We start from the raw sequence: 17928 nt of genomic DNA, 5'->3' as shown, positions 1-17928 counted from the left end.
GTGGTCCAAGCCGCGCGCGCCTCCTCGCATTCCCGTGTCGGCTGATCGACCCGTACCCCGGGCCCCGCCACCTGACAGGCCGCCGGGCGCGCCGAGCGTACGGTCGGCCCATGGATCAGGACACGAACGAGCCCACGGACCGGACTCCCGAAGAAGAGGCGGCCGCACTCGCGCTCGCCGTCGTGTCGCAGGCCGCGGCCATCACGCAGGGCGACCCCGAGGCCGTGGAGGCCAGCGACGAGAACCTGCGCGAGGTCGTCGCCGAACTGTCCGACCAGCCGTTCACCCCTCGGCAGGAGGACGTCGTCGCGACCCTGGGCGCCGCCGGCGGCAGCCTCGCGGCCGGCCTGACGGCCGCCCTCGCCCACGAGAAGGGCGTCGACCCCGGCGTCATCCTCGGCTCGACCTCCCAGGCCATCGTGGCCCAGACGCAGTCGCCGTTCGTCGGCGTGGACGACGACATGGCCGACGCCGGGCGCGAGCGAGGTGACGCGGGTGAGCCCCGCGCCGACCGCGGCGACGACGACGACTCCGACCACGCGTCCTAGGGCCGCCGGCCTGCGCGACGTGACGGGCCCGGACGACCGGCGCCGCGCCTCCTAGACTCGACGGACGGGTCCGCGGGACCGCCTCGGCGGTGCCCCGGCCCGGCCGGTCGTGAGCGAGGAAGAGGTCAGCGTGTCAGACGCCAGGCGGCCCGAGCGGCCCACCCCGGTGAGGCCCCGCCCGCCGCGGGTGCCCAAGGCGCCGAAGGGCAAGCCGCGGGGTCCGGCCCAGTCACGACTGGTCAACCAGCTCGAGCTGCGCGACGTCCGGGCCCGGCTGCGCGGCACCATCTACGAGGGGACGACGCCCGAGCACGGCATCGGGGGCGACCTCTACTCGCCGCGTCAGATCGTGGACTTCTGCCTCGACCTGGGCGACGTCATGCTGTCGTCCGGGGCCGACGTCCGCAGCACCGAGGTCGCGATCGTGGCCGTCAGCACCAAGTGGAACCTGGCCCCGCTCGAGCTCGACATCACGGGCACGGCGATCACCATCCAGTACGCCCCGGCCGGCGAGAACCCGCTGGTCAAGACCCGGGTCATCTACGCCGAGGGGTCGAACCTGCACCGGCTGTCGCGGGTCTATCAGATCGTCGACGACCTGCTGCACGACGACCGCGACATGACCGAGGCGGTGGCCGGCCTCGTCGAGGTGCTGAAGTCCCCGCCCCGCTGGCCGTCGTGGCTGACCGATCTGGCGATGGGCCTGCTCGGCGTGTCCGTGACGCTGCAGGCCGGCGGCACGTGGCAGGCCGCCGTCGGTGCCTTCGTGGTGATGATCGGCATCATGGCGTCAGGGCGCGGGCTGACCGCCCGCGGCATCCCCCAGTTCTTCGTGATCGGCCTGCAGGCCGCGTCCACGGCCGCACTCGGCACGCTCGGCATCTGGGCGGGGCTGCTCACCCCGGGAGGCGCCGCGGCGATGGTCGCGGCCGTGGTCGTCCTCGTCCTGCCGCACCCCACGATCGTCACCTGGGCGCAGGACGCGATCTCGGGCTTCCGGTCGATGGCCGTCGGCCGTGCCCTGGTGATCGGGCTGATCGTCGCGGGGGTGGTCTGCGGCATCCCGGCCGGCCTCGCCGTGACCGCCCGGTTCGCGGACATCGAGGTCGATCCGACGAACATCACCCTGCAGGCGCTGCCGCTGTGGCTCTCGCTCATCTCGAGCTTCGCCGCGGCGTCGGCCAACTCGATCGCCCAGGGGTCGACCGCCCGCATGATCCCGATCACGATCGGCGTCGCCCTGGTCGGCAACCTCTCGCTCTTCACCCTGCGCCACCTCGGCCTGCCGCTGATGGGGGCGACGTTCGTCGCGGCGACCCTGTTGGGTGCGCTCTCGACCGTGGCCGCGGCCCGTCTGCGGACGGCGGCGACGGTCATCGCCGTGCCGGCGTTCTGCGGGTCGTTGCTGCCGTCGCTCGCCGTGGCGTCGTCGCTGCTGAACTTCATGGCCGGCAACGACGGCGCCGAGGTCGACTTCGTGTTCTCGATGCTCACGACGCTGGCGATCGGTGCCGGACTCGTCCTCGGCAGCCTGCTCGCGACCCCGGGCGCCCGACGGTGGCTGCGCCGGGCCAAGCGCGTGCGGGTGCAGTCGGTGCACACGGACACGACGCCGATCAGCGTCATCGTGCCGACGGTCGCCGCGGAGACGTCGGCCGCGCCGACGCCGCCGGTCGCGCCGCCCGCGTCGCCTGCACCCGCGATCAGGACCGCGCCGATCCCGGTGGCTCCGTCCGCCTCCGAGAGCGCCTCGGAACCGGCGCCCGCCCCGGAGCGGCCGCGCCTCGCGGACCCCACCTCACCGCGTCTGCCCGGGGTCGCCCTCTCGACACCGGTCCGATCCGTCCCACCCGCGGTGGACCCTGCGACCTCGAGCGACTAGCGCTCTGCCCCGGCCGCCAGCCCGCGCCCGGTGTCTCCGCGCCCCGGCAGCTCGACCTGGGCGTCCTCTCCCTCGAGGCGGCGGATGATCGGGCCGACGTCGCCGATCTCGGCACCGACCCAGTGACGGTGCATCTTCTCGGCCACGGCGTAGGTGGTGCCCGACCCGCCGAAGGGGTCGAGGACCAGGTCGCCCGGTTCGGAGCTGATGGTCAGCACGCGCTCGAGGAGCTTCTCGCTGAGCTCGTTCGCCCCTCGGGTCTTCGTCGCCCGGTGTCGCACCGGGGGGATGTCGAGCCAGACGTCGGTCAGGTTGATGCCGTCGGGATGCAGCTTGCTGCGGTGGCCGCCGTAGTCCTTGATGTCTCGGCCGCAGTGACGGCAGACCTGGATCGGGAGGCGGGGTCGGACGAAGCGGGACGGCTTGCCCTTGCTGTAGTAGAGCAGCGAGTAGTGCGACGGGTAGAGCTTGTTGGGGATCGGCAGACCGTACTTGATGTCGACGGCGACCCAGTGACGGAAGGTCATGCCCTCGCCGTTGAGGACGTGGCCCAGCTCGATGTTCCAGCGGGGGAGGTTGAAGAGGTAGAAGGAGCCGCCCGGCCGCAGCACCCGGACGCACTCGGCGATCCACCGGCGACACCAGGCCAGGTAGGCGTCCTCGTCGAGCGAGTCGTCGATGCCCGCCCCGTAGACCTTGCCCAGGTTGAACGGCGGATCGGCGAACACGAGGTCGACCGACTCGTCGTCGAGCTCGGCGAGGACCTCGAGGCAATCGGCCTGGAAGAGCCGACCGCTGGCGGTGCGGTACGTCGGTTGCACGTCGTCCTTCGGGGTGTCGCGGGGCGGGATCGGTCGACGAGAAGACTACTTCGGGCCACCGACGTCGAGGTCCGCCCGTTGGGCAGACGACCGGTAGGCTAACGACCGTGTCGTCCCCTGCGAGGAAGCAGATTCCGTACTCGAGGCGCCCGCGACCGGTCGACGAGGTGATCGTGCTCCGCCGCCAGGGGCGGCTCCCCCTCGACGACACGCTCGAACCCGACGACCCGATCCTCCAGCCGCGGCGTCACCCTCGGCGAGCTCCCCCGACGGTCTACGTCCATCGCGAGCCGATCCCCCACCGGCCGGCCCTCGCACTCGCCCTGTCGGCCGTCGCCACCGCCGGGTACGTCGCGTGGGGCTGGGCCGAACTGCACGAGGGAGCCGCCGAGTTCCCGCTCGACCTCGCTCGGGGCCGACGAGCATCGGCGCCGGTGGTCGGCCTGACCTCGGCCGCCTTCGCCGTGACGGCCCTGCTGTCGGCCACCGTCGGGCGACGGCCGGGCCGATCACGGGCCCTGCGCCGGGTCGCCGTGACGACCTCGGCACTGGCCACGGTGATCGTCGTGGCCACGCTCGCCGTGGCGCTGCTGCCCCCCGCACCGGCATGACTCGACCCGCCTCGCGGGCGGGAGCAACGGCGGAGGCCCCGGACAAGCTACCGTTGCACCATGAGTGACACCACCGAGCAAGCCCCGAGCGACGCCACAGAGCAAGCCGACACGACGCCGACGTTCGCCGATCTGGGCTTGAGCGACCAGGTCCTGAAGGCCATCCGTGAGATCGGCTACGAGACCCCTTCGGCCATCCAGGCCGCCACGATCCCCACCCTGCTCGACGGCCGCGACGTCGTCGGCCTCGCGCAGACCGGCACCGGCAAGACCGCGGCCTTCGCCCTGCCCATCCTGTCGCGCCTCGACGTCTCGGCCAAGAAGCCGCAGGCGCTCGTGCTGTCGCCGACGCGCGAGCTCGCGTTGCAGGTCTGCGAGGCGTTCGAGCAGTTCGCCTCCGGCATGCGTGGCGTCCACGTCCTGCCCGTCTACGGCGGACAGGCCTACGGCGTGCAGTTGAGCGCCCTGCGCCGCGGCGTCCACGTCGTCGTCGGCACGCCCGGTCGCATCATGGACCACCTCGCCAAGGGCACCCTCGACCTCAGCGAGCTCAAGTACCTCGTGCTCGACGAGGCCGACGAGATGCTCAAGATGGGCTTCGCCGAGGACGTCGAGACGATCCTCGCCGACACCCCCGACGACAAGCAGGTGGCGCTGTTCTCGGCCACGATGCCGCCGCAGATCCGTCGCATCTCGAAGCAGTACCTGAACGACGCCGAAGAGATCACGGTCAAGGCGAAGACCACCACCTCGGTGAACACGACCCAGCGCTACCTGATGGTGTCGTACCCGCAGAAGGTCGACGCCCTGACCCGCATCCTCGAGGTCGAGAACTTCGAGGGCATGATCATCTTCGTCCGCACCAAGAGCGAGACCGAGACCCTCGCCGAGAAGCTGCGCGCCCGCGGCTACTCGGCCGCGGCCATCAGCGGTGACGTCGCCCAGGCCCAGCGCGAGCGCACGGTCAACCAGCTGAAGAGCGGCAAGCTCGACATCCTCGTGGCGACCGACGTCGCGGCCCGTGGCCTCGACGTCGACCGCATCAGCCACGTCGTCAACTACGACATCCCGATCGACACCGAGTCGTACGTGCACCGCATCGGTCGCACCGGCCGTGCCGGCCGCAGCGGTGCCGCGATCAGCTTCGTCACGCCGCGCGAGCGTCGTCTGCTGGGTGCGATCGAGAAGGCCACCCGCCAGCCGCTCACGCAGATGCAGCTGCCGACCGTCGAGGACGTCAACAGCACCCGGCTCACCCGCTTCGACGACGCGATCACCGAGGCCCTGTCGCAGGACAGCCGCATCTCGGCGTTCCGCGACATCATCAGCCACTACGTCGAGCACCACGACGTGCCCGAGGCCGACGTCGCCGCCGCTCTCGCCGTGGTCGCCCAGGGCGAGACGCCCCTGCTGCTCGACCCGAAGGACGAGCGACCGCAGCGCGACGAGCGTCCGCTGCGCGAGCGCGACGACCGTGCCCCGCGCGGCGGCCGCGACGACGACCGGGGCGAGCGCCGCGAGCGCGGACCGCGCACGTCGAAGCCGATGACGGCGTACCGCATCGAGGTCGGTCGTCGTCACCGTGTCGAGCCGCGTCAGATCGTGGGCGCCTTGGCGAACGAGGGCGGCCTGAGCCGCGACGACTTCGGGGCGATCCAGATCCGTCCCGACTTCTCGGTCGTCGAACTCGCCTCGGACGTCTCGACCGACATGCTCGACCGCCTGAGCGACACCCGCATCAGCGGCAAGCTCATCGAGATCAAGCCCGACCGCCGAGGAGGCGCGCCCCGCCGCGACGACCGCCCCGACCGGTCGCAGGGTGGCGAGCGGCCCGCCCGCAAGCCTCGCTACTAGACACCCGGCCGCACGGCCCACGACGCCGACCTCGCCTCCCGCCTGGTCGGCGTCGTCGTGTCCGGTCGGCTCGGCGGCGAGTCGGCCCGTGACGGTCGCGGACGGGCGACGTCGTGGTCCCCGACCCGTCGGAGGCGCCCCTCGGGGACGACGTCGCCCGTGAACCCACCACCCCGCTCGAACGGAGCCCGATGAGCACCCCACCCTCCCCCGGTGGCACCGACGCCCTGTTCGGCGTCGTGCAGACCGCCCTCACGATCGGCAGTGCGATCCCGCTGCTGCTGTCGATCGTCGCGTCGGTGCTCTTCGTGCGGATGCGACGCCGACTCTCGTCCGAGCCGACAGGAACCCGTCGTCTGGCCGACGACGCCCGACGACTGCACGACCTGGCCCGGGTGAGCCTGCTCGGCTCCGGCTTCGGCCTCGTGCTCCTGGTGATCGGCCAGCTCGTCGTCGGCCTCGGCACACCCGTCGGGCTCGCCGGGGCGTTCGCCGGGCCGCTCGCACCCGTGACGATCGGTGCGGTCGTGCTGACCGGCCTCGCGGCCGTGGCGTTCGCGACCTCGCCGGCACCACCCGCGCCTTCTGAACGCCGCTGACGCAGCGCTTCGGGAGGGGCTCGTCCTTGCCTCCCCCGCGAGGAGGAGAACCCCCCATAAGGGTGGTAGATGACCGGACAGGTCTGTACGGTCGAATCATGACATCGACGACGAGGTCTCCTGTCCTTTCCCCGATGCGACGACTGGCGGGCACCGCCGTGGTCATCGCCGCATCGATCGGGTTGCTCGCCCCACTGATCGGCGGGGCGACCTCGGCGTCGGCGGCGGAGACCGCCGCACCCAACGCTGTGGACACCGTCGTGCAGGCCACCGAGCCGTTCATCGTCACCGACGCGACCGGCACCTCGACCTTCGACGTCGACGCGGCGACCCAGGCCGGGGCCTCTCCTGAGACGCTCCTCGCCGGAGAAGCCTTCAACGACATGGTGAGTATCCGTTCGGCCAGCCAGCCCTCCGACGGTGCGCGGGTCGCGGCAGGTTTCCCGGTGTGGGGCAACTGGTGCGGACCCGGCCACGGCGGCGGGACGGCGGTCGACACACTCGACCGCCTCTGCGAGCGGCACGACAAGTGCTACGGCGACCGTGGCTACTTCAGTTGTGCCTGCGACGCTCAGCTCAAGGCCGAGATCGATCGGTTCTCCGGGCAGATGAAGTCGAACGAGCGTGCCGTCGCCGCGGCGATCAAGCTCGTCTTCAGCACGGGGGTGTGCAATCCGTTCTGAGCGCGCGGTCGACCGGGCTGACCGGGCCACCCGCACGGCCGTCGTCACCCTGGCCGTGGGGCTGATCTCGACCGTGGTCGCCGTAGCCGTCCCGTGGGGCGCCGACGACGCCGTCCGCTGGGTCCCCGTCGCGATCGTGCCTGTGGCCGGTGTGATCGGCGCCGTGGTCTGCCTGCGCGCGCTTCGCCCGTCGACGCCCGCCCGTGAAACGGCGACACCGGACGGGTCGCCGACCCCTGCCGGACGCGAGGCCCGCGTGACCGCGCTCCTCGTGGCCGACGTGATCATGGCCGTGGCCCTGCTGCCCGCCGCCTGGGCCCTGGTCGTCCTGATCGCCGGCCCCTGACGCCCCCGGCCGGTGACACCGCCGAGAGGACGAGGCACCGCGGCACGACGGGGTGCCGTGTCCACTCGGCGGTGTCGCCGTGAACGACGCCAGGCAGATGTCCGCGTGAACGGCTAGGCGGGCGTCGCCGTGAACGGCGTCAGGCGGGTGTCGCGGCGTACTCCGCCGCCAGCACCTCGCCCAGCCAGGCAGCGAGCGTCGCCGCGGCCGACACCGACGACGACCGCTCGACGTCGGGGTTGTAGTTGGTGTTCGTGTTGACGTCGTACGGCACCAAGCGACCGTCGACGGTCTCGATGAACTCGATGCCGGCGACCTCGATGCCGTGCTCGGCGACGAAGGCCTCGAGCCGCCGGACGAGCGGGTGCTCGGCGGTGACCGACGGCCGCACGGCGAACGGGGCGAACGTGGCCGGGTCGGCGCCGTCGGGCACGACGCACGCGTCGGCGGGGCACAACTCGAAGCTGCCGGCCGAGGTGTCGACCCGCACGGCGTAGACGAACCGCCCGCCGACGAACTCGACGCGCGTGTTGAAGGGCTCCTCGGCCTGCAGGAACTCCTGCAGCAGGGTGATCCCGTCGACCGGCACCTCGAAGTCGGGCCCGTCGACGTACGCGTCGAAGGAGTCGAGGTCGTCGAAGCGGCGCACCCCGAGGCCCTTGCCGCCCTGGTTGTGCTTCGTGATGAACGGCAACGTCTGCTCGCGGGCCCGCGCCTTGAGGTCGGCGGTGCCGAACACGGCGGTCGTCGCGGGCACGTCGAACCCGGCCGATGCCAGCGCCAGGTACTGCGCGACCTTGCTCACCTCGAGTTCGACGACATCGCTGCCGTTGATCGTCCGGCGTCCGTGCCGTTCCGCCCAGCGCAGGGTCGCGCGGGCGACCTCCTTGGCGGTTCCCCGACCGCGCGTGTGGGCCGAGCCGCTCAACCGCGACCAGAACACCCCTTCAGGAGGCGCGGCGGCGAGGTCGAAGGACGTTCCGTCGAGCAGGTGCTCGCGGTGGGGCACCCCCGCGGCGTCGAGCGCGGCGACGAGCGGCGGCAGCCACTCGTCGTTGTCGTGCAGCACGTGCACGACGGGTGTCGGGTCGGCGTGGTCGATCGGCGAGGTCATCGTTCGATCGTGCACCGTTCGGGCCCGGGGTGCCAGCCCGGCCGACACACGCGGACACGACGCGTCACGTCGACGGGGGCGTGCGCGCCGCGAACACGTCGCGTCACGTCGGCCGGGGCGTGCGCGCCGCGAACGCGTCGACGAGCACGGGGTCGTCACTGCGCTGCCGTTCGAGGAACAGCACGATCGAGGCCGTCACCGTGCGGTGGCCGGGGCCCCGTAAGACATCGTGCCCGCCCTGGCCGACGAGGCGGACCGAACCCCGCGGCAGCTGGGCCGCCCAGGCGACGGCGTCCGCGACCTCGGTGACCCGGTCCCCGTCGCCGTGGAAGACCAGGGTGGGCTGCACCACCGACCGTGCGGCCGGCAGGGACAACCCCGTCGGCAGGGCCCTCCGGGTCCGGTCGTCGCGCCGGTCGGACCCGAGGCCTCGTCGCGAGGCCGGGGTGAGCACGCCGGTCAGCACGACCGCGTCCACGGCCGCGACCGAGTCGGCCGCGACGGATGCCGCGAGGGTCGCCCCGACGTCGGAGCCGAGCAGCACGACGGGTCTCGGCAGTGCCCGGTCGCGCACGAGCCGCTCGACACCCGCCCGCACGGCGCGGACGTCGGTGGAGACGTCGTCGAACAGCTCGACCCGGTACCCGTCGAAGACGAGACGGTCGGTGAGCCTCGCGAAGTCGTCCGCTCGCTCGCCGGCCCCGAGCAGGACGACGACGGTGCCGCGCACCTCGACGGTCGGGGTCGAACCGACCTCGCTCGAGCCCCCCGGGTCGAGGGCCGTGTCGCCGACGCCGCTCACGACGCGCCCGCGGTGTGCAGCAGCGTCAACGAGAGGCCGCTCGGCGTCCGGCGAGAGGCCGCGGTCGGACGGGTGTTCCTGCTGGTCACAACGACTCCCCTGCCCTCGACGACGGATCGGTGCGGGGCGCCGGCGAGCGGCGACCCCGCGTCCCGTCATCCTCGGCCCGGGGCTTGCGCCACACGAACGACGTGACGTTTCGTGACGGATGGTGACGCCGTGTCTCGCGACGGTGGTGGTGACGTCGATCCCAGGAACGTGGCTCGTGGCTCGTACCCCTACGAGCATGACGATCAGTACGTGTCGTACGAGTTCTCGCCCTCGTGCAGCGCGAAGCGCCGAGAGGCCGAGGCGAGGGTCACGAGGTGGGAGGCCTCGTCGAAGCGACCCACGTAGGCCGCACCGCCTGGGCCCGTCACGAGGAGGCGAGGGTCACCGGTCTGCTCGTCGATCGCGGAGTCGTACCCCTCCCGGTCGTCGAAGGCGCCCGCGATGACGTCGAGGACGGCAGCCCTCTCCGAGGCACCGTCCATCTGCACCGTGACCCGGCCCGTCCACTGGTACGTGTCATCCGAACAGCTCAGCAGCACGCCAGTGGGTGCCTGATCGACCGACACCACCTCGGCCGCCGGGAAGGAGTCCACGACCGACCTCTCGATCGCCATCGTCTCCGTCTTGGCGTCGTCCACGTCCAGGCCGTCTTGCCCGGCGCCCTCGCCCCGGCCGCGCACCCCGTCACGGCCAGCGAGACCGCCAGGGCCAGGACGGCCGCCGCGGGGCCGCGTCTCACGGCGAGGGTTCCGGGCACCGCACCGGCCATCACGCACCCCATGCGGACCGGACGATCTCGCACGATGCCGCGTCATCGGCGTCGAGCGCCGAGCAGTCGCTCGTCGCCCCCTGCCCGACCGTCTCGGTGGCGAGGTCGGCCGCCGCTCGGACGTCTCGTCGGAACGACACGACGGTCCCGGCCGGTGCCGTCCTCACAGCCGTGACGACGTCCGCGAGAGCTGCGTCGGTGACGGTGTCACCGAGCTCGATGCCGACTCGACCCGCCGTGGCTGTCACGGCCAGGCCCTCGATCCGGGGAGAGGCCACGATCGCGCCCGCGACGGCGGTGAGCAGGGCGAGCGCCTCGGGGCGGCCCGAGAACGCGAGACCCCTGCGGTCGGCTCCACCGGGCGAGACGCGGATCTCGTCCATCCCGGACACGGCCGCGGAACCCCCGATGGCCTGCATCGCGGGCACGACGCCGTCGAGTCCCGACGTCCGTACCTCGACCGACCGGGCGCTGATCGCCGAGTAGGTGACCGTGCCGGGCGCCACGACGTCCACCAACGACTCGGCGGCGGACAGGTCGCCGTCGAGCTCCCGCCGTTCGTCCGGTGAGTCGACGAAGCCGATCGACGTGCCGGGCACCTCCGACATCGCGACGAGGGCGCCGGCGATCCGGGCGGCTCGAGGGGACGCCTCCGCCACCTCGTCCGGCGAGTGGTACCCCGTGACGGTCGGTGTGTCGAGATCGACCCTGATGCCTTCCGGCAGGACGTCGACCCGCCCGGGCCCGAGGTCGGTGGCCCCGACGGCATCGAGCAGACGCCCCTGGTCGGCGGCGTCGAGGACGACGTCGGACGTCGCGGGGTCGTCGAGGACCGCGGGGAACCCGCTGACGTTCTCGGTGACGAACCGGCGGGAGTCCGGGCTCCAGGCCGTCACGTCGACGTCGGTCAGCTGAGCCGCGGCGTGCCGCAGGGAGCGGGCCCGCTTCCAGGCCGAGACGACGTCCGACGAGTCCGAGGGCACCACCGTGATCCCGAACCCCTGCCGAGGCGAGTCGGTTCCGATCGCCCGGCCCTCGCCGAACGCGTGCGTGGTGAGGGACATCTCGGCGAAGACCGGGTCGTTCGCGACGCGACGGGCGAGGTCGAGCTGTGCCGCCGTGTCGCCCTCGTCGGCGAGCACCTCGAACGAGACGGTGCCTCGCCGGACGTCCACGAACTGCCAGCCGGAGGAGTCGCCCACGTTGCGGACCACGAACGGCCTGATGCGCTCCGCGACGGCTTCGAGGTCGTCGTCGGAGAGGTCGTCCTCGACCACGACCGTGGCCTGGGCCTCAGCGACGCCGAGGGGAGAGTCGGTCCCGGCCGTCTCGATCTCGACGACGCCGTCGACACCTTCCATGCGGGACTCGAACCGGTCGAGCAGGTCCTGAGAGCTCGCGCACCCGGCGCCGAGCACGAGGACGGCCACGACGACGGTCGCCACGACGCCTCGCCTCGACCTGATCCCCATCCCGACATCCTGGCCTCTGCGGACGACGAGCGACACCGTCGCCGAGCGGAGCGTCGCCAGTTGGTATCGTCGTCCGACGATTGCCGGAGGTCTTGCTTGGTGAACCACCCGCCGGGGCACGACGACGCCCTGAGCCGCGACGACGTGCGCGCGGCGTACGAAGACGACCCCACCTGGGCCCTGCTCCGCGGCTACAACGCCCGGTGGATGCTGCCGCTCTTCTCCCGCCACCTCGAGCACGCCGAGGGTCCGGTGTCGGCCGACTGGTTCCACCGGCAGGTCGCCGACGCCCTCGAGCAGAACGCCGCCGAGCAGGCCGCGTCCGAGCAGGCGGCGTCCGAGCCGGGGTCACCCGAGCAGGCCGCCACCGAGCCGGCGACGACCGAGCGGGACCCCGAGGAGGCGCGGCCCGCGTCCCCGACGCCCGTCGCCATCCCGGCCCCCACCGAGCAGAAGACCACCCCGGCCGAGTACTGCCGCAGCTGGGTCGAGAGCCGCTGGCTCGTCCGCACCCGCGCCTCCGGACCGGACGCCCGCGCCGAGTACCGCCTGTCGCCGCACGCGCTCAAGGCGCTGCGTCTCGTGCGCGACCTCGTCGAGCGCGACAACGCCGTCAGCGAGGCCCGCCTCGGCAGCATCGCCCACGCCGTCGGGCAGCTCGCGGGCCTCGCCGACCCCAGCCGCGAGTCGCAGCTCGCGCGCCTCGACGAGCAGATCGCCGAGCTCGAGCGCCGCAAGGCCGAGATCGAGCGGCACGGCACCGAACCCACCGCTCCCGACGTGCTGCGCCGACAGGTCCGCGAGGTGGTCCGCCTCACCGCGTCGCTGCCCGAGGACTTCCGGCAGCTCGGCGCCATGGTCGAGCAGCGACACCGAGAGGTCGCGCGCCGGGCGTCGTCCGAACACGTCGGCAAGGGCGCGCTCGTCGACCAGTACCTGCGCGACAACGACCTGCTCGAGCAGACCCCCGAGGGACGCGCCTACCGCGGCTTCGCCCAGATGTTGTCGTCGCGCGGCATCGACGTGATGCGGGCCGACATCGAGAAGGTCCTCGCTCAACCCGACGCCGCCGAACAGCTCACCGAGCGGCAGCGCACGCAGCTCGAGTCGCTCATCTCGTCGCTGCTCGCCGAAGAGCAGAGCGTGCAAGAGACCTACGGTCGCTGGACGTCCTCGCTGCGGCGCTTCCTGAGCCGGTCGGGCTCCGACCAGCAGCAGCGTCTGCTCACCCTCGCCGACCGGGCGCTGCACGCGGGTGGCGTCTGGGCCGAGCGCCGGCCGGGCCACGCCGTGCTGCCGGCCGAGCACGGCGACGGGCTGGGCCTCGGGGCGCTCGACGTCCGCGACGTCAGCCAGGTGCAACTGCACACCGACCGCGCGCGGCCGACGGTCGACGTGCAGGTGACGATCGGCGACGCGACCCTGCCCGAGGCCGACCGGGCCGCCCTCCGCCTCACCTCGGGCACGAGCACGGCGGCCGTCTCGGCGACGATCGACCGGCTGCTCGCCGACCGCGACGAGGTCACGAGCGTCGACGTGTACCGCGCCACCGAGCCCGAGTTCCGCCGTCTCGGGCTCGTCCTCAGCATGCTCGACCTGGCGCTCGAACGCGGCGTCGTCGGCGACGACACCGAGACCGTCGAGCTCGCCGGCGATCCCACCGGCCCCGGTGCGTCGTCGGACGCGGGCCAAGAAGGCACGAACCCGGGAGGCGCGGGTCGGCAGGTCACGCTGCCCCGCCTCGTCTTCCGGCGCGATGCCGCGGGCCCGCCCGACGCCGAGCCCGACCTCATGACCAGCACGACCTCCACGAAGGACCCCGCATGAGCCCCGCAGCCCCCTCGGACGAGACCGGCGTCGACGAGGCGACCCGCGCCTCCTTCGCCGAGGCGACCGCGCCCTCCGTCGACGAGTCGACGCGCGCCTCCCGCGACGCCTTCGACGACGGTGACGACGACGCCGTCGCGGCGGGTGGCGGCACCGACGCGCTGCCACTGGCCGGACGCAAGGCCCTGGTCACGCTGCTGACCCACCGGTTCGTGTCCCGCGCCCGGCAGCAGGAGGCCTGGGCCGGCCTGCTCGCCCACGAACCCGAGATCCGGGCGCGGCTCGAGGAGATGTTCCTCGTGCTCGTCGTCGACCACGACCACGAGGTCGCCTTCAAGCGGCAGAGCGGCGAGGACGACGTGCCCGTGCTGCTGCGCCGTGAGAAGCCCCTGTCGCGGGACGCCTCGCTGCTGATGGTCTTCGCCCGCCGCGAGCACGCCTTCACCGACGGTCTCGACGAGGCCGTCGTCATCTCGAAGGACTCCGTCGCCGAGTTCCTCGGGCGGTACCACGACGACTCGGGCTCCGACGAGGTGCGGGCCCGTCGCCGGGTCGACGCCGCGATCGCCGCGCTCGTCGCCCGCGACCTGCTCACGGCCGAGCCCGACGATCCCGAGCTGTTCGTCGTCTCGCCGGCGATCGTGCCGCTGATGACCGCCGACCGGCTGGCACACCTCGAGCGGGTGTACCTCGAGGCGGCGGGGGTCGAGGGCGACGTGACCGGCGAGGGCGAGGTCGAGGTCGACGCACCGGGCGACGCGCGCGCCGAGGCCGACGCGGCGGACGACGCCGACGACATCGCCGTCGAACCCGAGGTCGAACCCGACCCCGTCGGGGACGACGACGGCCCCGACGCCCGGGGCGACGACGCCCTCGAGACCGAACCCGACCCGACCGCCGTGCCGCTCGACCTCGACCTCGAGCCGCCGCACGACGCCGACACCGCCACCGACCCGGAAGCACCCCAGGCATGAGCATCGCCGACACTTCGCCCGACCTCGGCATGTTCCACTCGGGCCAGTACCGCATCGAGCAGGTGCAGCTGCTCAACTGGGGCAGCTACGCCGGCCTGCACCGCATGCCCGTGGGGCGCGGCGGCATCGCCATCCTCGGCCCCACCGGCCGCGGCAAGTCGACCGTGCTCGACGCGATGGCCGCGGTCATCATGCCCAACCCGCAAGAGTTCAACCGGGCCGCCCGCGACGACAGCCGCCAGCGGTCCGAGCGCACGGTCTACAGCTACGCCCGCGGCAAGACCGACGAGGTGCGCGACGCCGCCTCCGACCGCACGACGACGCGGTTCCTGCGACCGCTCGGCCAGGCGTTCCCGAGCGGTGCCGCGATCACCTGGTCGACCGAGCTCGGCCAGACCGTCACGGCCGTCCGCGTCGCCTGGATCGGCGAGGACACCGCGAGCCAGGACGACGTCACCCAGGCGAGCGTCTACCTGCTCGTGCAGGGCCGGTTCGACCTCAGCCGCCTCTCCGAGGTGACCCGCGAGGGCACGAGCCAGAACCCGCTGACCCGCGGCTCGCTCGCCCGGCTGCTCGACCCCGCCCACGATCTCGCGACCTCGTCGCAGCCCGAGCTGCGGGTGCAGCTCTGCGGTCAGCTCGGCATCGGCGGCAGCGACGAGTCGCAGCTCAAGGCCCTGACCCTGCTGCGGCGGGCTCAGGCGTCCAAGGGCGTGTTCTCGATCGACGACCTCTTCAAGCAGTTCGTCCTCGTCCAGCCGCAGGCGCTCAGCCGGTGGGAGACCACGCTCGCCACCTACCGCGAGGCGTCCGCGCTCTACGACGTGTTCGAGACGACCCGCAAGAAGCTCGACGTGCTCGAGGGCGTGCCGACGCTCGCCGACCGCTACGAGCTCGCCGGCCGCGACGGATCGGCCAAGCGCCGCCTGCTCGCGGACGCGGACGGGCCCAGCCGTCTGCGCGTCTGGCTGGCCGAACGCGTCGGCAGCTGGGTCAGCGGCGAGGTCGACCGCGTCACGACCGAGAAACGCGAGCAGGGCGAACGCCGGAGGCGCGCCCAGGCGGACGAGCAGCTCGCGTTCCGATCCCGTGAACAGGCCCTCGCGCGGATCAGCGAGCTCGGGGGCGATCCCACGCAGTCGCTCCGCGAGCACGTGGCCGCTGCCGAGGCCGAACTCGCCGCCGTCGAGCGCACCCGCGGCCGGCTCGCCACCGCCCTGGAGGCGACCGGCGAGTCCCTCCCCCGGAACGACGAGCAACTCGTCGCCCTCGGACAGCGCGCCGACCGCCTCGCGGCCGACGACGCCGCGGCCCGCGCCGCGACCGCCGACGCCCGCAGTGACCTCGCCGCCCGCATCGGTGAGACGAAGCGGGCCCTGGCCGCTCTCGAGAAGCAGAAGCGCTCGTTCGAGCAGCGCCGCAGCAACGTGCCCGACGACGCGATCGAGCGACGTCGCCGCATCGCCGAGGGGGCGGGCGTGCCGGTGTCGAGCCTGCCCTACGCCGGCGAGCTGTTCGAGGTCGCGCCCGAGCACACCGGGTGGGCCGTCGCGATCGAGCGCGTGCTCGGCGATCTCGCCACGCACCTCATCGTCGACCGTGCGCACTTCGACGCCGTGCGCCGCTGGGTGGACGAGAACGACGTGCGCGGACGCGTCACGCTCGTACCGGCGACCGCCGGGGCCGAGCCGACGCTCTCGCCCGTCGACCACACCGTGCCCGCGATGGTGCGACTCGACCCGGCCAGCCCGTTCCGCGGCTGGCTGCACGACGAACTCGTCGCCGACCGCAGCGTGCTCTGCGTCGAGGGGCCCGACGACCTCGACGACCCGCGGCCGGCCGGCACCCGCGGTGCCGTCACCCGACGGGGCCTCCGCACCGGGTCGCGCGACCGTGTGATCAAGGACGACCGGTCGACCCGCTCGTGGATCGGCCTCGACAACGCGGCGCGCATCGCCGAGCTCGGCGACGAGATCGTCGACCTCGAGGCCGTGCTGGCCCGGGTCCGCGGCGAGTACGACGCGATCGAGGCCGAGGCGGCCGACCGCCGCCGTGTCGCCGACGCCGTCGCCCGGGCGAAGGAGTTCACCTGGGACGAGCTCGACACCGCCCCCGCGCAGGCGAGGCTCGACGACCTGCGCGCGCAGCTCGACCGCATCGCCGTCGAGCGTCCCGAGCTCGCGACGTTGCAGGCCGAGGCCACGCAGCACGACGACGACCGCTCCGCCGCGACCCGCCGCCTGGCCGAGATCGACCAGGTCCTCGCGCAGCTCGACGAGAAGCACGCGACGCTCGTCGACATCGAGGACGAGTTCGCGGACGCCGCCGACGCCGAGCCCCTGAGCGACGACGAGCGGGCGCTGCTCGCCCCGCTGCCGTTCGCCGCACCGCGTGAGGCGACCGACGTCGCCCGGCTCCACCGGGACGCCGCGTCGCAGCTGCGGGCCCAGGTCGACGCGCACGACCGCGACCGGGCGAACGCCGAGTCGACGCTCGTCGTCGTCTTCGAGCGCTACCTCGAGCTCGACCGCACCGCGGGCATCGATGCCACGATCGAGAGCCTGCCGGCGGTCCGGGCGATCCACCGGCAGCTCGTCGAGGACGACCTGCCGCACGCGAAGCAGCGGTGGCTCGAGAGAGCCGGCAGCGACGTGGGCGACAGCCTGCGGGCGCTGCTCGTCCAGATCGAGGAGGACGGCCACGTCATCCGTCGTGGCGTCCGCCCGATCTCGCAGGCGTTGCGGTCGATCGAGTTCCGTCAGGGTTCGACGCTCGACATCGAGCCGCGGCCGGTGTCGAACGGCGACCTGCTCGAGTTCAAGCGCACCCTGCGAGAGCACACCGGCGGGGCCGATGCCACGTCCGAGGCACGGTCCTCGGACGGACGGTCCTCACAGGCGCAGACCCCGGAGGCGCGGGATGCGTCCGAGGTCGAGCGCCGGTTCCTGAGGCTCCGCCGCGACCTCGCCCACCTCGAGGAGAAGTCGAAGGTCGGCGACGCCTGGCGCCGCCGGGTGCTGGACGCCCGCGAGCACTACCAGTTCCGGGCGATCGAGACCCGCGCCGACGGCACGCAGATCGTGCACGAGGGCGTCGCCGGCAAGTCGGGCGGCGAGGGGCAGGAGCTCATCGCGTTCGTGCTCGGGGCCGCGCTGCGGTTCCGGTTGGGCGACGGCACCGACCGGGTGCCGACCTACGCTCCGATCGTGCTCGACGAGGGCTTCGTCAAGGCGGATGCCGAGTACACCGGCCGGGCCCTGGCGGCGCTGACCTCGCTGGGCTTCCAGCTCGTGGTGGGCGCACCGCGCGACAAGGTCAACGCGTTCGAACAGCACGTCGAGAGCGTGGCGTACATCTCGAGCGACCCGTCGAACCCCGAGCTGTCGCGCATCTACCCGCTGACGATCCGCCAGGCGATCCAGGTCGAGCAGCACGGCCTCGACCCCGCCGCGCTCGCCTGACCCGCGCCTCCCCGCCCGCCCCGTACGCCCCCTCCTCCCTCCGCTCGAGTGGGCAGAAGATGCCCTCCGCACGCGGACGAAGGACATCTTGAGCCCACTCGGCGTGCGGGGTGG

15 protein-coding genes are annotated in these 17928 nt (G+C 72.9%); 10 read left to right on the top strand and 5 right to left on the bottom strand.

The genetic code is table 11. The features are described from left to right. Positions 1–110: 110 nt before the first annotated feature. Positions 111–548, top strand: coding sequence for a hypothetical protein (locus BIV04_RS06930; protein WP_071255406.1), 438 nt, complete (start codon positions 111–113; stop codon positions 546–548). Positions 549–678: 130 nt separating this feature from the next. Beyond that, entirely contained in the window at positions 679–2430 is a 1752-nt protein-coding gene (locus BIV04_RS06925) for a threonine/serine exporter ThrE family protein (protein WP_255364197.1), read from the top strand. On the opposite strand, the gene BIV04_RS06920 is transcribed toward BIV04_RS06925, so the two are convergent. Beyond that, positions 2427–3251, bottom strand: a complete 825-nt coding sequence (locus BIV04_RS06920) for a site-specific DNA-methyltransferase (protein ID WP_071255405.1) — start codon at positions 3249–3251, stop codon at positions 2427–2429. The two genes, BIV04_RS06925 and BIV04_RS06920, sit on opposite strands and share 4 nt — an antisense overlap. 107 nt (positions 3252–3358) lie before the next feature. Here BIV04_RS06920 and BIV04_RS06915 point away from each other — a divergent pair, with 107 nt between their 5' ends. The 5 genes from BIV04_RS06915 (at position 3359) to BIV04_RS06895 (ending at position 7344) form a co-directional block, all read left to right on the top strand. Further along, positions 3359–3862 carry a hypothetical protein gene (locus BIV04_RS06915; RefSeq protein WP_143048600.1) on the top strand — a complete coding sequence of 168 codons (504 nt, stop codon included), beginning with the start codon at positions 3359–3361 and terminating at the stop codon, positions 3860–3862. Between the two features lie 60 nt (positions 3863–3922). Beyond that, entirely contained in the window at positions 3923–5716 is a 1794-nt protein-coding gene (locus BIV04_RS06910; RefSeq protein WP_043594821.1) for a DEAD/DEAH box helicase, read from the top strand. Positions 5717–5907: 191 nt separating this feature from the next. Continuing rightward, positions 5908–6315: a hypothetical protein gene (locus tag BIV04_RS06905; protein ID WP_143048599.1), complete on the top strand. Its 408-nt coding sequence runs from the start codon at positions 5908–5910 to the stop codon at positions 6313–6315. Between the two features lie 98 nt (positions 6316–6413). Further along, positions 6414–6998: a phospholipase A2 family protein gene (locus tag BIV04_RS16740; RefSeq protein ID WP_143048598.1), complete on the top strand. Its 585-nt coding sequence runs from the start codon at positions 6414–6416 to the stop codon at positions 6996–6998. 55 nt (positions 6999–7053) lie between these two features. Next, on the top strand, positions 7054–7344 hold the full coding sequence (locus BIV04_RS06895; RefSeq protein ID WP_071255401.1) for a hypothetical protein: 291 nt from the start codon (positions 7054–7056) through the stop codon (positions 7342–7344). Between the two features lie 139 nt (positions 7345–7483). On the opposite strand, the gene BIV04_RS06890 is transcribed toward BIV04_RS06895, so the two are convergent. The 4 genes from BIV04_RS06890 to BIV04_RS16735 form a co-directional block, all read right to left on the bottom strand. Beyond that, a complete protein-coding gene (locus tag BIV04_RS06890; protein WP_071255507.1) occupies positions 7484–8458 on the bottom strand; it encodes a RimK family alpha-L-glutamate ligase in 975 nt (324 codons plus the stop codon). Positions 8459–8561: 103 nt separating this feature from the next. Beyond that, a complete protein-coding gene (locus BIV04_RS06885) occupies positions 8562–9260 on the bottom strand; it encodes an alpha/beta hydrolase (protein ID WP_071255399.1) in 699 nt (232 codons plus the stop codon). A 293-nt stretch (positions 9261–9553) separates the two neighbouring features. Continuing rightward, complete coding sequence (locus BIV04_RS06880) at positions 9554–9949, bottom strand: hypothetical protein (RefSeq protein WP_143048597.1); 396 nt, start codon at positions 9947–9949, stop codon at positions 9554–9556. 130 nt (positions 9950–10079) lie between these two features. Continuing rightward, positions 10080–11525, bottom strand: coding sequence for a hypothetical protein (locus BIV04_RS16735; protein WP_071255397.1), 1446 nt, complete (start codon positions 11523–11525; stop codon positions 10080–10082). A 126-nt stretch (positions 11526–11651) separates the two neighbouring features. Between BIV04_RS16735 and BIV04_RS06870 the strand changes: the two genes are divergently transcribed. From BIV04_RS06870 to BIV04_RS06860, 3 genes are read left to right on the top strand one after another with little or no spacing between them, the layout of a single operon-like run. Continuing rightward, on the top strand, positions 11652–13379 hold the full coding sequence (locus BIV04_RS06870) for a DUF3375 family protein (protein ID WP_071255396.1): 1728 nt from the start codon (positions 11652–11654) through the stop codon (positions 13377–13379). Next, positions 13376–14353, top strand: coding sequence for a DUF4194 domain-containing protein (locus BIV04_RS06865; RefSeq protein ID WP_071255394.1), 978 nt, complete (start codon positions 13376–13378; stop codon positions 14351–14353). The genes BIV04_RS06870 and BIV04_RS06865 overlap by 4 nt, the downstream gene beginning before the upstream one ends. Next, entirely contained in the window at positions 14350–17814 is a 3465-nt protein-coding gene (locus BIV04_RS06860) for an ATP-binding protein (protein WP_071255393.1), read from the top strand. Before BIV04_RS06865 ends, BIV04_RS06860 begins: the two co-directional genes overlap by 4 nt. Positions 17815–17928 lie beyond the last annotated feature (114 nt).

The sequence above is a fragment of the Frigoribacterium sp. MCBA15_019 genome (genome assembly GCF_001864945.1).
Taxonomy (GTDB): domain Bacteria; phylum Actinomycetota; class Actinomycetes; order Actinomycetales; family Microbacteriaceae; genus Frigoribacterium.
The sequence above is the reverse complement of the archived record's forward strand: the minus strand, read 5'-3'. Positions and strand labels throughout refer to the sequence as shown.